Below are 14325 nucleotides of genomic sequence, written 5' to 3'. Positions count from 1 at the left end.
ATCAACGCGCGGCGAAATAGTCCTTCACCGCCGCGATAAACGTGTCGATGTCGGCGCGCGACACGTCCTTGTGCGTGACGAAGCGCGATGCGTAGAGCATCTGCGTGAGGATGCCGCGCTCCTTGAGCCACGCTTCGAGCGGCGCGCAATGCTGCTGCGGCAACTGCGCGAACACCATGTTGGTCGCCACCGACTGCACCTTCACCTGACCGATCGTTTCGAGCCCCGCCGCCAGATGCGCGGCGTTCGCGTGGTCGTCGGCGAGACGCTCGACGTTGTGATCGAGCGCGTACAGGCAGGCCGCCGCGAGCACGCCGGCCTGACGCATGCCGCCGCCGAGCACCTTGCGCCAGCGGTGCGCGACGTCAATAAGCGCGCGGCTGCCGACCAGCACCGAGCCGACCGGCGCGCCCAGTCCCTTCGAAAAGCAGATCGACACCGAATCGAACGGCTCGCACAAAGCCGCGACCGGCTTGCCCGACGCGACCGCCGCGTTGAACACGCGCGCGCCGTCGAGATGAGCCGACAAACCATGTTGGCGCGCGAGCTGAACGGCTTGCGCGACATAACTCTCCGGGAGCACCTTTCCGCCGATGGTGTTTTCCAGCGCCAGCAACCGGGTACGCGCGAAGTGGTTGTCGATCGGCTTGATCGCAGCCGCGATTTTTTCGAGCGGAATGGAGCCGTCAGGGGCATTTTCGAGCGGCTGCGGCTGGATGCTGCCGAGCACCGCCGCGCCGCCGCCCTCGTATTTGTACGTGTGCGCCAACTGGCCGACGATGTATTCGTCGCCGCGCGCGCAGTGCGCCATCAATGCCGCGAGGTTGCTTTGCGTGCCGCTCGGGAAGAACAGGCCCGCTTCCTTGCCGGTGCGTTCGGCGAGGGTGGCTTGCAGACGCAGCACGGTGGGGTCGTCGCCCCAGACGTCGTCGCCTGTTTCGGCGGCCGACATGGCCGCGAGCATCGCCGGAGTCGGACGGGTTACGGTATCGCTGCGCAGATCGATCATTGTGTGTCCCAGTGCGTCTTTCGAGTGAGAAGCCATGACGGGCGGCCGGCGCCGCTCGTATTGCTCATGCTGCTCGCCGTGGCGAGAAGCACGGATCGGGCGCCGGCTTGTGAGCCACACAGTGTATTCAATTTGCACGGCGCTCGCAGAGCCGCGTGAGCGTGAGCGCGCGCCGCCGCAGGTCAGCCCGGCCCGGGCTTGCTCAGCCGCCCGGCTTCGGCAGCCAAGCGAGCGGATCGACCGGCTGCCCGTTCTGGCGAACCTCGAACTGGACGGAGCCGACGCCGCGGCCGTCCACCCCGACTTCGCCGATGGTCTGCCCTTGCGCGACCGCATCGCCTTCCTTCACGAGCAGCGTGCTGTTCTGCCCATACGCGGTGATCAGCGAGTCGTCGTGCTTGATGATGATGAGCGGGCCATACGCCTCGATGCCCGAACCCGCGTAGACCACGCGGCCGGTGGCGGCCGCCTTGACCGGATCGCCGGGACGTCCGCCGATCACGATGCCGTTCGACTTGCCCGGCGCAAACGTCTTTAGAACCGGGCCGCGCAACGGCCATTGCAGCACGCCTTGCTGCGGTCCGGCGGAGGCAGTCGGCGCACCCGGCGCCGTCTGGCCGCCTGGACCCGTCGCAGCATTCGGCGCGACGCTCGCGGGCGGCGCCACGACGCTGCCGGAGGCCATCGGCGGAGCGACGCGCAGCACCTGTCCGGGCGCGACGGCCGCGTTCACCGGCAGGCCGTTCCAGGTCGCGAGGTCCTGCGGCCTATGCCCGTATGCCGATGCGATGCCGGCGAGCGTATCGCCCTGGTTGACGCGGTAGAAACCGGCCGGCACGGGCACCGTGCTGAGCGTGGTCGGCCGCGCCTGGTTGTTGCCGTAGAACGGCGTGCTGTCCCACGGCATGCTCGTGCAGCCGTTGAGTATCACGGCCAGCCCGGCGGCCGCCAGCAGACGGGTCGCGACCAATGAAGTCCCCGTCGATTGCCTTGGTCTCGTCATGTGATTTTCCTCGACATTTTTTGATTCAATCTTGTGATTCGATCGACTTCAATCGATGCCTCTAGCATTCCGCGTGCCGCTGATCCCGCGGCACTCAAACGCTGCCCTCGGCCTCGACCACGAGAATCCGCGCGACGCCAAGCGGATGCGCGACATGCTCGGTGCCGACCGATGCGTAGAACACATCGCCCGTTTCCAGAATCGCCGCCTGTTCGACGCCATCTTCGCGATAGCGCATCTCGACGCGGCCGTCCAGCACGGCGAACACTTCCTCGCCGTCGTTGACGTGCCACTTGTACGGCTGATCGGTCCAATGCAGACGCGTGGTGATGCCGCCCATATTGGCGATGTCGAGCGCGCCCCAGGCGCGCGTCGCGGTGAAGCTCCTGCTGCGAATGATCTTCATGGTCCCAAGGGCACGAGTTAAAGGACGGCGCGGATTCAGCCGCTGTTCAGCCGCGGTTCGATGTTCGAGCCCGACGCGGCAGCCGTCCGAGCCGCTGCGAGCCGCTGCGAGCCACTGCCAGCGCCGCGATTTCGAACGGCCATTATAAGTCGCGTCGCGCACGCGTCTCGCCGATACCGCGCCCCGTTCGGCGCAATCGTGTGAGCATTGAAACCTTTGGACCCTCATCTATACTCAACTTTGCTGCGCCTGCGTGGCGCAGGCGCAAACGACCGGGTCCCGCAAGGAGTTGAGGATGAACAACGCCACCTTTCTGGCCGTGCAACTCAGCGTCGACGACGTCGCCGCGTCGCCGGGACTGGCCGAGTTGCTGAACATGCATCTGATTTTCGCCGCCGACGTCGCCGAAGCGGCCGACGCGCTCGTGCAGCTTGCGAGCATCGCCGGACTCGCGAGCGGCGTCGAGGCGCGCGTCGAGATTCCCGCCGTCGCGATCGAGCGGCTGCGCGAGACGCTCGACAATCTCAGCGGCTACGACGAATCATGGCTGCTCGCGCTCGAACCGAGCCGCGCGCTATTCGACGACATCGGCCGGCAACGCACGCTGCATTGACGCTGCGCTCGCACGCGAGGTCCGCGTCGACGCGCAGCCCGGCGAGCCCGATGGAACCTGCGTCATCCGTCGGCACCCGCCACCGGGCTTCCGCATTTCGCTCACCGCCCAATCCGCCAGTTAGCCGGAACGCTTGATTGCCGGCGTCGTCTGGTCGTTTCGGGCGAGTCAACTGGAGGAACCGCCGTGAAAAGTCTCCTGAACCGCCGTAGCGTGCTGACCGGTCCATCGCATGTCGTGAGGGTCCCGCAGAGCCATCCCGCCGCATCCGATTCGCCCACTGACGCGCACGATGACGCATCGCCGAATCTGGCGTCCGCGGAGTCGTCATCGGATGACGGTCTTGCGCCGAATCCTGGCGCCGGCGCGGGTTCCAATGCGGCACACGCCGCCGTGGCCCGCAGCGGGCCGCGCCCGGTGCTGGCCTTGCGGCCCGTGCAGACGGTGCCCTCGCAGGTCAGCGCGCGCGGCGTGCAGATGGCCAATACGGCCGAAGTCGAATGGCTCGCCGAAGAAGAAGCGCTCACGCCGTTTCGCGTGTTCCGCAGCTTTGCCTACTCGGTCAGCCTGCTGTTTCACGGGAAGGAACTGGTGTACTACGTCGCGCTGTATCAGGACGGCGCGTTGTGGCGCGCGCTGAAAGCGGCGGATCTGGAAGCCGCCGAAGCCGCGTTCCGTCATTTCGAGGACCAGGCGACCCGGCTGTCCGACTGCGAAACGCGCCGCGCGCAACTCGAGGCGCAAAACGAGCAGTTGGCCCGCATGATCGCGCGCTCGGAAGCCGAAGCGGAACGGCTGCGCAGCGATCTGCAGCGACGCAGCGTGCAGGAACAGGCGGCGTCGAACCGGCAGCATCAGGTGCGCAAGGAGGTGTCGCAACTCGAGGCGCAACGTGTTGCGGCGCAGGCGCATCTGAACAAGGCGCATCGGCAGATGCACCAACTCAACCTGACGAGCAACGAAGCGATTCCGCACTTGCCGACTCGTTGAATCGGCGGATTGGGGCGGTTTTGGTCTTGGCGGTTTACCAAGCGCCCACGCGGATCGCGCGCTGAGTAACCGGTAAACGGCAAACGCCGCCAGGCGAAAACCTGGCGGCGTTTTTTTGCTTAAGCGCCTCTACAGCCGGCGGCGCTTCGTCCAACCCGGCAATTAGTTGCCGAAATAAACCGAGCTGCGATCCGTCGTGACTGCGCGGCCTGCTTGCGAGCTGCCGGCGATCGGTGCGCCGTAGCCGCTGTCGGCGACTTGAGCCGAAGCTTGGGCGGTGCCGTTCGCAGCGTTCACACGCGTTTGAGCAGCTTGCAGGTTCGCCGGGTAGTCGACATGGTCGCCGACCGGGTTGTAGCCTGCCTTTTCGAGCTGGACCAGTTCGGCGCGGACTTGAGCGCGCGTGACCGGCTGGTTCGATTGAGCAAACGAAGCAACGGGAGCGGCCAGAGCGGCGGCGATAACAGCGGCAGAGATGATCGTCTTCATGATGTAAAACCTCCAGAACTTGTTGTGATGCGCTTCCGGGTTTGTTGTCCCTTGCGCTTGAACAGAAGTTTAGGAGGCCGGTCATCTAGGGGAAACCCCTAAAACGACGAAACTCTATTCCGCAAATTGCAATAGTCCGCGTCTGAAATTGCCGCTGATCTATCCCGCCGATAGCCTGCGGCAACAATAGCGGCACAGCGAATTCAAACGCTGCGCCGCCGCGTGCGCCCTTACAGCAAGCGCGCGCGGCGGCGCGTTTCAAGCGATTCAAGCCGTCCGCGCCGTTCCATCGGCCCGCAGGTTCAGCTCCAGTTCGCGTGGAAGCTACCCGGCTTGTCGACGCGCTCGAACGTATGCGCGCCGAAGAAGTCGCGCTGCGCCTGGACGAGGTTCGCGGGCAAACGCTCCGAGCGATAAGCGTCGAAATACGCAATCGCCGACGCGAAAGCCGGCACCGGCACGCCCGCATTGATCGCCGCGACCACCACTTCGCGCAACGCCGTCTGGTAGTTGCTCGCGATGTCGCGGAAGTACGGATCGAGCAGCAGATTGGCGATCGCCTTGTCTTTCGTGTAGGCGTCCGTGATCTTCTGCAGGAAGCGGGCGCGGATGATACAGCCGGCGCGGAAAATTTTCGCGATCGTGCCGAAGTCCAGGTCCCACTTGTACTCTTCCGACGCCGCGCGCAGCTGCGCGAAACCTTGCGCGTACGAAATGACCTTGCTGAAGTAGAGCGCACGGCGCACTGACTCGATGAACGCCTCGCGCTCCGCGCCGAGCGGCTTCGCCTTCGGGCCGTCCAGCACCTTGCTCGCGGCCACGCGCTGACTTTTCAGCGACGACAACACGCGCGCGAACACCGCTTCGGTGATCAGCGGCAGCGGCGCGCCGAGGTCGAGCGCGTTCTGGCTCGTCCACTTGCCGGTGCCCTTCTGCGCCGCGCGATCCAGAATCACGTCGACGAGACCCTTGCCGGTTTCTTCGTCCTTCTTGCTGAAGATCTTCGACGTGATTTCAATCAGATAGCTGTCGAGCTCGCCCTGATTCCATTCGGTATAGACCTTGCCGAGTTCTTCGTTCGACAGGCCGGCCACCTGCTTGAGCACCGCGTAGCTTTCCGCGATCAGTTGCATGTCGCCGTATTCGATGCCGTTGTGCACCATCTTCACGAAGTGGCCGGCGCCGTCCGGGCCCATGTAGGCGACGCACGGCTCGCCGTCCGGCGCTTTCGCGGCGATTTCGGTGAGAATCGGTGCGACCAGATCGTAAGCGTCGCGCTGACCGCCCGGCATGATCGACGGGCCTTTCAGCGCGCCTTCCTCGCCGCCCGACACGCCGGTGCCGATGAAATGCAGACCGGCCTTCGCCAGTTCCTGATTGCGGCGAATTGTGTCCGTGAAATGCGTATTGCCGCCGTCGATCAGAATGTCGCCCTTCTCCAGCAGCGGCTTGAGCGATGCGATGGTGGCGTCGGTCGGCTCGCCTGCCTTCACCATGAGCAGAATGCGGCGCGGCTTTTCGAGCGATTCGACGAACTCTTCGAGCGTGAACGCCGGCACCAGCTTCTTGTCCGGATATTCGGCGATGAGTTCGTCGGTCTTTTCACGGCTACGGTTGTAGACCGACACCGCGTGGCCGCGGCTCTCGATGTTGAGCGCCAGGTTGCGGCCCATGACCGCTAGCCCCACTACGCCGATTGCCTGTTTGCCCATGTGAATTCTCCAGTGTCCAAAAGTGTCGTGACGCCGCGCCGGAATGAACGTCGGCCGGACGTCGAGGGTGAAAGCATAAAAGAAATGCCGGTTCGCCGCTTGTTATCGGGCAAGCAACGGCGCGCTTTGGGTTCGCTTTGGGTTCGCTTTGGCCGCGCTTTTGGCCGCTCCCGCCGCTCCCGCCACTTTCACGGATCGCGCCGATTGCGCGCAGTCACCGTGTCTGGCCGGCTTGCGCGGCGCGCTTCCTGAATACGAGGCTGAAATTATTGGCCGGCATCGCGATCGGCTCGTCGCATTCAAATCCCGCCGATGCCCCGAGCGCCACCACCGCCTCCATATCGCGCACGCCCCACGAAGGATCGCGGCTTCGCAATTGGCGATCGAAAGCTTCGTTGCTCGGCGCCGTGTGTGCGCCGCCGCGTTTGTATGGGCCGTACAGATACAGTACACCGCCATCCACGAGATAGCGGCTCGCGCCTGCGAATAACGCCTGCGCGGCGCTCCACGGCGAAATGTGGATCATGTTGATGCACACGACGGCGTCGAGCGCGCCGACGTCCCACTCCGGCTGATGCACGTCGAGCGCGAGCGGCACGCGCAGGTTGGGCGGCGCGTCGTGTGCCATCCATGCGGCAATCGACTCGCGCGCTTCCGCGTCGGCGTCGCTCGGTTGCCAGTCGAGGCCGGGCAGCGCGCCGGCAAAGCAGAGCGCGTGCTGACCGGTGCCGCTCGCGATTTCGAGCACGTGGCCCGTGGCCGGCAGCACCGTGCGCAACACCGCGAGTATCGGTTCGCGGTTGCGTTCGGTGGACGGCGAATGTTGCCGCATCGACGGAAGAGGTTCGGTCATGAGGATGGCGTTTCCATTGAATGAATGGCGTTGGCTCGATAGCGTAGGTGTTGGCGTGCGCCGCTCAATCTACCGCGAGGCGGCCGGCCAGAGCGGTCAGCATATCGGCGCACGGCGCCGCGATTTTCAGCGACAAAAGCGGATCGGCGCGCGTGCGCCCGAGGTTGATCGCCGCGATCGGCTTGCGCTGCTTTTGCGCCCATACGCAGAAGCGGTAACCGGAATAGACCATCAGCGACGAGCCGACCACGAGCACCGCGTCTGCGGCATCGAGCGCATGCGACGCCGCTTCCACGCGCTCGCGCGGCACGCTTTCGCCGAAGAACACCACCGCCGGTTTCAGCAAACCGCCGCAATTCGCGCACGCCGGCACGCGAAACGTTTCGAGCGCGTGCCATTCGAGATGCGCGTCGCCATCGGCGGCGGCTTCGGCGGTGACGCTGCGCAGCGCGGGGTTGTCCGCTTCGAGCGTCTGCTGGATCGACGCGCGCGAATGCTGCGTTCCGCAATCCAGGCAAATAACGCCGTCGATTCCGCCATGCAACTCGATCACCTGGCGGCTGCCCGCGCGCTGATGCAAACCGTCGACGTTTTGCGTGACGAGCGTCGGCACATGACCGGCGGCTTCGAGACGCGCCAGCGCCGTATGCGCGGCGTTCGGCTGCGCCTGCGCGACGACCGGCCAGCCGACCATGCTGCGCGCCCAGTAGCGCCGGCGCATCGCATCGCCGCCGAGGAACTCCTGCAGCGTGATGGGCGGCGAACGCTTCCATTCGCCGTTGTCGTCGCGATAGCCGGGAATGCCGGAGTCCGTGCTGATGCCCGCGCCGGTCAGGACGAACAGGCGCGGGTAACGTTGCACGAAGTCGTGAAGGTCGTCGAGCGTGTGCGATGCGCTAACGGCTTCGAGCGCTTCAAGCGCTTGGGACGACTCAACAGGCGCGGAACGAAGATCGCTCATGACGCCTTCAACCGCGTCCGACGAACGGCATCTTGCTCGCCATGATCGTCATGAACTGCACGTTCACGGACAGCGGCAACTGCGCCATATGCAGCACGGCGTCGGCGACATGCTGGACGTCCATCAACGGTTCGACCGCGATCTCGCCGTTCGCCTGCGGGATGCCGCGCGCCATGCGCTCGGCCATTTCCGTTGCCGCATTGCCGATGTCGATCTGACCGCAGACGATGTCGTACTTGCGGCCGTCGAGCGACACGGCTTTGGTGAGGCCGGTGATCGCGTGCTTGGTCGCCGTGTAGGCAATGCTGTTGGGCCGCGGCGCATGCGCCGAAATCGAACCGTTATTGACGATGCGCCCGCCGCGCGGATTCTGCGTTTTCATCAGACCGAACGCGGCGCGCGTGCAGAGAAACACGCCGGTCAGATTCGTGTCGACCACCGAGCGCCATTCGTCGATGGCGAGTTCGTCGATGTCCACCGGCGAGCCGTTGCGGCCCGCGTTGTTGAACAGCACGTCGAGCCGGCCATAGCGCTCGCGGATCGTGTCGAACAAGGCGGCGACGCTGTCCGCGTCGGTCACGTCGCAGGGCACGGCCAGCGCTTCGCCGCCGAGCGCGTGCGCCGCTTCGACCACGGCTTCGAGCGCCGCCCGTCGACGGCCCGCGAGCACCACGCTATAGCCGTGCTCCGCGAGGCGCAGCGCGCATGCGCGGCCGATGCCGCTGCCCGCGCCCGTTACCAAAGCTACCTTTCTGATTCCCGTCACTGTCACAACATGTCTCCCTGTTTGCCGGCGGCGAGGCGCCACTGCCTCGTACGTTACCGCAGCGCAGGGGCGATCACAAATGCCCGCGACGCGAGCGCATTGCCCTGACGCCGCGCTTTCATTGCCGTTCCTGTCCGCGGTCGCGGCGGCTCGCGCATCAATGGTATCGTTCGACGTTGCGCGCGGCGCCTTCGCGGCGCCTGATCAAGCCGCGCAATTACCGGAAGCACGTTTTATGAATCCACTCTCCACGCCCCACGACACGCCGCATGACGCTCGCGCGGCACCGCTGCGCCGCTGGCCCGAAACCGGCTATCCCGCGATGCTCACCGCGACCGCCGCATGGCACGTGCTGGTGCTGGCCGCGTGGCTCGTCGCGCCGCGCGCATGGCCGTGGTGGCTCGCAGCGATCTTCGCGAATCACGCTGTTTTCACGGTGGCCGGTCTGCTGCCGCGCACGTCGCTGCTCGGTCCGAACTGGACGCGCTTGCCCGCCGGCGCGCGCAACGCGGACGCCATCGCCTTGACCATCGACGATGGCCCCGATCCGGTCGTCACGCCGCAAGTGCTCGATCTGCTCGACGCGTTAGGCGTGCGCGCAACCTTCTTCTGCATCGGAGAGAAGGCGCGGCGTTATCCGCAACTCGCACGCGAGATCGTCGCGCGCGGTCATGCGCTGGAAAATCATTCGCAGGTCCACGTGCATACGTTTTCCATCACGCTGCCTGGCGCGCTGTTGCGCGAGATCGACGCCGCGCAACGCACGTTCGAAGAACTCAGCGGCGAGCGTCCGATGTTTTTTCGCGCGCCGGCCGGCTTGCGCAACATCTTTCTCGAACCGGTGCTGCGCAAGCTCGATCTGCGGCTCGCGGCGTGGACGCGGCGCGGCTACGACACGCGCGAACGCGATCCGCAAGTGGTCGCGAGGCGGCTGCTCGACGGCCTCGCGGCACGCGACATTCTGCTGCTGCACGACGGCAACGCCGCGCTCACCGTCGACGGCAAACCGCTGATTCTTGCGGTGCTGCCGGGTGTCGCCGAAGCCGCGCGCAAACAGAAACTGCGCTTCGTCACGCTGCGCGAAGCGCGCATCGACGGTTGATACGCGGCTTCACGGCCATCAGCATCACATGCGGAAATCCGCCGCCATGTCTTCGTCCGAACGTGCTTCTAGCGCCCCGCTGCGGCACGCCTTGATGAAAGCGTCGTAGTCGCGCTCAACCTGATCGGCGTATGTCGTTGCATACGTTGTCAGCGCCTCGGCGAACTGATCGCCGCGACCGATATACGCGTTGACTTCGATCGCCTGGCCGCTTGCCTTTGCATGCGCTCGCGCCATCACCCAGCCGCACAGTTGCGCGTAACCGGTCAGCAGATCGCTATCGAATAGCTCGATGCTGGCCGACAGCTTCATGTCGCGCAATTGACGGAAGTAGTAATGCCGCCCGAGCGGACTCGTCGCCCAGCCGAGAAAGATGTCGCTTGCGGCCTGCAACATGCGCTGCCCTTGCACGACGCGCTCGCCCTGATGCGTGGCCGGCGGCGACTTGAAATAGCACGCGACGACCGACGGCCTCGCTTCCTTGATCTGCATGAAGAGCGGCTTGCTCATCGGGTCGACGAGCAGCACGGCCGTGCAGCGTGTGCCGACGCTGCCCACGCCCACCACCTTGAACACGATGTCCTGCACGCTGAAATGAGCGAGCAGTTCGCGCCGATCGTGCGACATCGTCTTCAGGTAGTCGCTCCACATGCCGTCCAGCATGTTGCCTCCGCGCGGGCCTTTTAGTTCTTCGGTCTCTTCGGCGGTGAAGAGCGTGTTCGCGCCGAGCACATGAAAGAGCGCGGGCGGCGCATCGCGAATCACCCAGCGCTCGCCGTCATGCCCGGCCATTCTTTCGAACAGACTTTCGTGCGTGCGGCTCGCCGCCTTCTCCATGCCGCGGCGCACGGCGCGACGCCGTTCCGGCGTGAGCGCCGTCTCGGCCATGCGCTCGAATGTGATGCGCTCGTACCAGAGTTCGAGCGCGCCGCATTGCGCGTATTGCGCCATGCGATTGCGATATTCGTTGACCGCCGTCATCACCAGATCTTCCGCCGCGCCGCGGCTCAGGCGCATATGACGCGCCGCGATCACGAGACTCGCGGTGAGGCGTTTCAGATCCCATTCGAATGGGCCGACCGACACTTCGTCGAAATCGTTCAGGTCGAAGACAAGTTGTCGCTCGGGCGTCGCGAAGCCTCCGAAGTTCATCAAGTGCCCATCTCCGCAGATGGGCATGGTCAAGCCCGTGTCGTGAACCTTGCTGAGATCGTGAGCCTGCAACAGCGCGGTGCCGCGAAAGAACGTGAACGGCGATGCAGCCATGCGCCCATAACGCAGCGGCACGAGATTGCGCACGCGGCCTTCGCTGCTCTCCTTCAGCAACTCGATCGGATCGCGGCGCAACTCGCCTACTGTCCGGTGACTCGAGCGCTTCGATTTTTCGCGGGCGGCACGGCCACGCGCCTCACGGTCGGCAATGGTGCTGGCTTTCATGCTCATCTCCGTTCTTCTTGTGAAGGTTCACTTCCGTTCGAGAGACCTGACGCCGGTCGCATTGCATGCTAGCAGAGCAATCGGTAAAAAAGTGAGGGCGCTTTTACCGATGCCGCATACGCGACTCACGCGCGCTTCTATTTTTCCGCTTTGACTCGTTCGAACACTTCAGCAATAGCCTTTCGAGCCGTTTACCAGTACATGCGGAAATTCAGTGACGCACGCAGCGTCCTTGAAAAAGGACGTCTTTCGGGACGACGTGCGGCGCGCAAGATAACGGAGAGAATATGTTTGTCGCAATTGGCTGGTTATTGGTGATCGGCTCCGTCATAGGGAGCTTCATTGGCGTGGGCGGCCATTTGCCGGCGCTGATTCAACCGTTTGAATTGCTATGCATTTTCGGCGCGGCGATTGGCGCGTTTGTCGTCAGTAATCCGACCTCGACGTTGAAGAAGACGCTCAAGGCGATTCCGTCATGCTTCAAGGGCGGCGGCTATACGAAAGAAAAGTATCTGGAACTGATCGCGCTGCTTTACGAGCTGCTTCAGAAAGCACGCAAGGAAGGCATGATGTCGCTCGAAGCCGACGTCTTCGCGCCCGAAGAAAGCGTGATTTTCCAGAAGTATCCGCATGTGCTCTCCGATCATCATCTGCTCGATTTCATCGTCGACTATTTGCGCATGATGTCGGGCGGCAACGTCAACGTGCTCGAAGTGCAGGACCTGATGGATGAAGAACTGGCCACGCATCACGCGGAAGCGTCGGTGGCCGCGAACGCGATTCAGAAGATGGCCGACGGCCTGCCCGCATTCGGCATCGTCGCCGCGGTGATGGGCGTGGTCCACACGATGGGTTCGGTCGGCGCGCCGCCCGCGGTGCTCGGCGAGATGATCGCCGGCGCGCTGGTCGGCACGTTCCTCGGCATTCTTCTCGCGTATGGTTTTATCGGGCCGCTCGCCGATCTGCTGAACGCGAAAGGCCGCGCCGAAGCCAAGCCGTTTCAATGCGTGAAGGCCGTGCTGCTCGCGTCGTTGTCCGGCTATGCGCCGCCCATCGCCGTGGAATTCGGACGCAAGGTGCTGTTCATCGCCGACCGCCCGAGCTTCCAGGAACTCGACGACGCGGTGCGCGCCACCAAGACGCCGAAGCCGGCCGCAAGCGGAGCAGCGTAATGACGCAACGACGTTCACGCGGCTCGGAAGACGAGGCGCCGCCGCCGATCATCGTGCGTCGCTCGAAGAAGGGCGACGACCACGGTGGCCATCACGGCGGCGCATGGAAGATCGCGTATGCCGACTTCGTCACCGCGATGATGGCGTTCTTCCTGCTCATGTGGCTGCTCGGCTCCACGTCGAAGTTCGACAAGCAAGGCATCGAGGATTACTTCAACACGCCGCTCTCGAGCCTGCTCGGCGGCAGTGAAGGCACGGCCGCCGCGCGGCCGAGCGTGGTGCAAGGCGGCGGACGCGACATCTCCGATACGCGTCCCGGCGACGGCAAAAAGACCCAGATTGAAGCAGCCACGCCTGTCAATGTCGTGCCGACGGTGGCGCCCGCGGACGCGGCACGCTTGCAGCAACTGAAGGAAAAGCTCATTTCGCTGATCGAGCAAAGCCCAACGCTAAAGGCGTTCAAGGATCAGATCCGCATCTCGATCACGAACGAAGGCTTGCGCATCGAGATCGTCGATTCGCAGAACCGGCCGATGTTCGCGTCCGGCAGTCCGCGTCTGCAAACTTACGCTGTCGCGATACTCACGCAGATCGGCGCGGCGCTCAACGACGTCGAGAACCGCATTTCAATCGCGGGCCATACGGATGCCGTGCCGTACACCGGCGGCCCCGTCGGCTATTCGAACTGGGAGTTGTCGTCAGAACGCGCGAACGCCGCGCGACGCGCGCTCGTTTCGGGCGGCATGCATGGCGAAAAGTTATTGCAGGTGCGCGGCCTCGCGGACGTGCTGCCGCTTAACAGCAATGTCGTCGACGAACCGACCAACCGGCGCATCAGCATTCTCGTGATGAACAAGGCCGCGGAACAGGCGTTTTTCCACGATGGCGGCCGTACGTCGATTGACGAAAGCACGCCGGCCAGTTCGGCGATTCCCGCAGTCGCGGCGCGCACGCATGCGGCACCGGGCGCGACGATCGTTCGCTAACGCGTTTTGCGCCGCCGGGCGCTCATATCCAGTTCGACCCATGTCGGCGCGTGGTCGCTCGCGTGCGGCTCGCCGCGCACCCAGCGATCCACGCCCGCGTCGCGCAAACGCGGCGCGAGGTCCGGGCTCAGCAAGATGTGATCGATGCGCAAGCCCGAGTTGGTGTCCCAATGACGGCGAAAATAATCCCAGAAGGTATAGACGCGCTCGTCGCCAAAGTGTGTGCGCAACGAATCTGTCCAGCCTTGCGCGAGCAGGCGCCGATAACGTTCGCGGCTTTCCGGCTGCAGTAGCGCGTCTTTCAGCCATGAGCGCGGATTGTAGATGTCCTCATCGGTGGGCACGACGTTGAAGTCGCCGGCCAGCACGACCGGATGCCCGCTCTTGAGCAGATTCGCCGCGTGGTCGATCAGATGGTCGAACCACTTCAGCTTGTATTCGAACTTGGGACCGGGCTGCGGATTCCCGTTCGGCAGATAGAGACAGCACACGAGCAATCCGTCGACGGCCACTTCGAGATAGCGGCTATGCGTGTCGGCCTCGAAGCCCGGCAAGCCGCGGCGGCTTTCGAGCGGCGCTTCGCCCTTCGACAGAATCGCCACGCCGTTCCACGCGCTCTGGCCATGCCAGATCGCGTGGTATCCGGCGTCGCGCACGGCATCGGCGGGGAACGCGCTGTCCGCCGCCTTCAATTCCTGCAGACAGACAATGTCCGGCGCCTCGCGCTCGAGCCATTGCAGCAACGCGGTCTGACGCGAGCGGATTCCATTGATGTTGAACGTCGCAATGCGCAGCGTCGCCACAGTATGTCCTCCCTGCACGCAAG

The 14325-nt window shown here is 64.5% G+C and carries 15 protein-coding genes; 5 read left to right on the top strand and 10 right to left on the bottom strand.

From position 1 onward, the window contains the following. Position 1 precedes the first annotated feature (1 nt). From ltaE to BGRAMDRAFT_RS13040, 3 genes are all read right to left on the bottom strand, one after another. Positions 2–1009 (bottom strand): low-specificity L-threonine aldolase, encoded by a 1008-nt coding sequence (gene ltaE / locus BGRAMDRAFT_RS13050; RefSeq protein WP_006049220.1) that lies wholly within the window; start codon positions 1007–1009, stop codon positions 2–4. A 202-nt stretch (positions 1010–1211) separates the two neighbouring features. Continuing rightward, a complete protein-coding gene (locus BGRAMDRAFT_RS13045; protein ID WP_006049219.1) occupies positions 1212–2012 on the bottom strand; it encodes a peptidoglycan DD-metalloendopeptidase family protein in 801 nt (266 codons plus the stop codon). A gap of 94 nt (positions 2013–2106) precedes the next feature. Continuing rightward, complete coding sequence (locus tag BGRAMDRAFT_RS13040) at positions 2107–2418, bottom strand: cupin domain-containing protein (protein ID WP_006049218.1); 312 nt, start codon at positions 2416–2418, stop codon at positions 2107–2109. A 295-nt stretch (positions 2419–2713) separates the two neighbouring features. Here BGRAMDRAFT_RS13040 and BGRAMDRAFT_RS13035 point away from each other — a divergent pair, with 295 nt between their 5' ends. Beyond that, complete coding sequence (locus BGRAMDRAFT_RS13035; protein ID WP_006049217.1) at positions 2714–3031, top strand: hypothetical protein; 318 nt, start codon at positions 2714–2716, stop codon at positions 3029–3031. A 186-nt stretch (positions 3032–3217) separates the two neighbouring features. Continuing rightward, a complete protein-coding gene (locus BGRAMDRAFT_RS13030) occupies positions 3218–4021 on the top strand; it encodes a DUF2968 domain-containing protein (RefSeq protein WP_006049216.1) in 804 nt (267 codons plus the stop codon). Between the two features lie 162 nt (positions 4022–4183). On the opposite strand, the gene BGRAMDRAFT_RS13025 is transcribed toward BGRAMDRAFT_RS13030, so the two are convergent. From BGRAMDRAFT_RS13025 to BGRAMDRAFT_RS13005, 5 genes are all read right to left on the bottom strand, one after another. Beyond that, complete coding sequence (locus tag BGRAMDRAFT_RS13025) at positions 4184–4510, bottom strand: DUF4148 domain-containing protein (protein ID WP_006049215.1); 327 nt, start codon at positions 4508–4510, stop codon at positions 4184–4186. Positions 4511–4812: 302 nt separating this feature from the next. Further along, positions 4813–6222, bottom strand: coding sequence for an NADP-dependent phosphogluconate dehydrogenase (gndA, locus tag BGRAMDRAFT_RS13020; RefSeq protein WP_006049214.1), 1410 nt, complete (start codon positions 6220–6222; stop codon positions 4813–4815). A gap of 214 nt (positions 6223–6436) precedes the next feature. Further along, on the bottom strand, positions 6437–7075 hold the full coding sequence (locus BGRAMDRAFT_RS13015; protein WP_006049213.1) for a DUF938 domain-containing protein: 639 nt from the start codon (positions 7073–7075) through the stop codon (positions 6437–6439). Positions 7076–7139: 64 nt separating this feature from the next. Next, positions 7140–8036, bottom strand: coding sequence for an NAD-dependent protein deacetylase (locus BGRAMDRAFT_RS13010; RefSeq protein WP_006049212.1), 897 nt, complete (start codon positions 8034–8036; stop codon positions 7140–7142). A 7-nt stretch (positions 8037–8043) separates the two neighbouring features. Then, positions 8044–8808, bottom strand: a complete 765-nt coding sequence (locus BGRAMDRAFT_RS13005; RefSeq protein ID WP_006049211.1) for an SDR family oxidoreductase — start codon at positions 8806–8808, stop codon at positions 8044–8046. 229 nt (positions 8809–9037) lie between these two features. Between BGRAMDRAFT_RS13005 and BGRAMDRAFT_RS13000 the strand changes: the two genes are divergently transcribed. Continuing rightward, complete coding sequence (locus BGRAMDRAFT_RS13000; protein WP_006049210.1) at positions 9038–9904, top strand: polysaccharide deacetylase family protein; 867 nt, start codon at positions 9038–9040, stop codon at positions 9902–9904. A 24-nt stretch (positions 9905–9928) separates the two neighbouring features. Here BGRAMDRAFT_RS13000 and BGRAMDRAFT_RS12995 read toward each other — a convergent pair whose 3' ends face one another. After that, positions 9929–11341, bottom strand: a complete 1413-nt coding sequence (locus BGRAMDRAFT_RS12995; RefSeq protein ID WP_006049209.1) for a DUF2252 domain-containing protein — start codon at positions 11339–11341, stop codon at positions 9929–9931. Between the two features lie 287 nt (positions 11342–11628). On the opposite strand from BGRAMDRAFT_RS12995, the gene motA reads away from it, so the two are divergent. After that, on the top strand, positions 11629–12513 hold the full coding sequence (gene motA / locus BGRAMDRAFT_RS12990) for a flagellar motor stator protein MotA (RefSeq protein WP_006049208.1): 885 nt from the start codon (positions 11629–11631) through the stop codon (positions 12511–12513). Continuing rightward, the gene (motB, locus tag BGRAMDRAFT_RS12985) at positions 12513–13499 is read left to right on the top strand and encodes a flagellar motor protein MotB (protein WP_006049207.1); all 987 of its coding nucleotides are present in this window, start codon (positions 12513–12515) and stop codon (positions 13497–13499) included. Before motA ends, motB begins: the two co-directional genes overlap by 1 nt. On the opposite strand, the gene BGRAMDRAFT_RS12980 is transcribed toward motB, so the two are convergent. Further along, positions 13496–14302: an exodeoxyribonuclease III gene (locus BGRAMDRAFT_RS12980; protein ID WP_006049206.1), complete on the bottom strand. Its 807-nt coding sequence runs from the start codon at positions 14300–14302 to the stop codon at positions 13496–13498. The two genes, motB and BGRAMDRAFT_RS12980, sit on opposite strands and share 4 nt — an antisense overlap. Positions 14303–14325: the final 23 nt, after the last annotated feature.

The sequence above is a fragment of the Paraburkholderia graminis C4D1M genome, from assembly GCF_000172415.1.
GTDB classification, from domain to species: Bacteria; Pseudomonadota; Gammaproteobacteria; order Burkholderiales; family Burkholderiaceae; genus Paraburkholderia; species Paraburkholderia graminis.
This window is presented reverse-complemented; position numbering and strand designations above follow the sequence as displayed.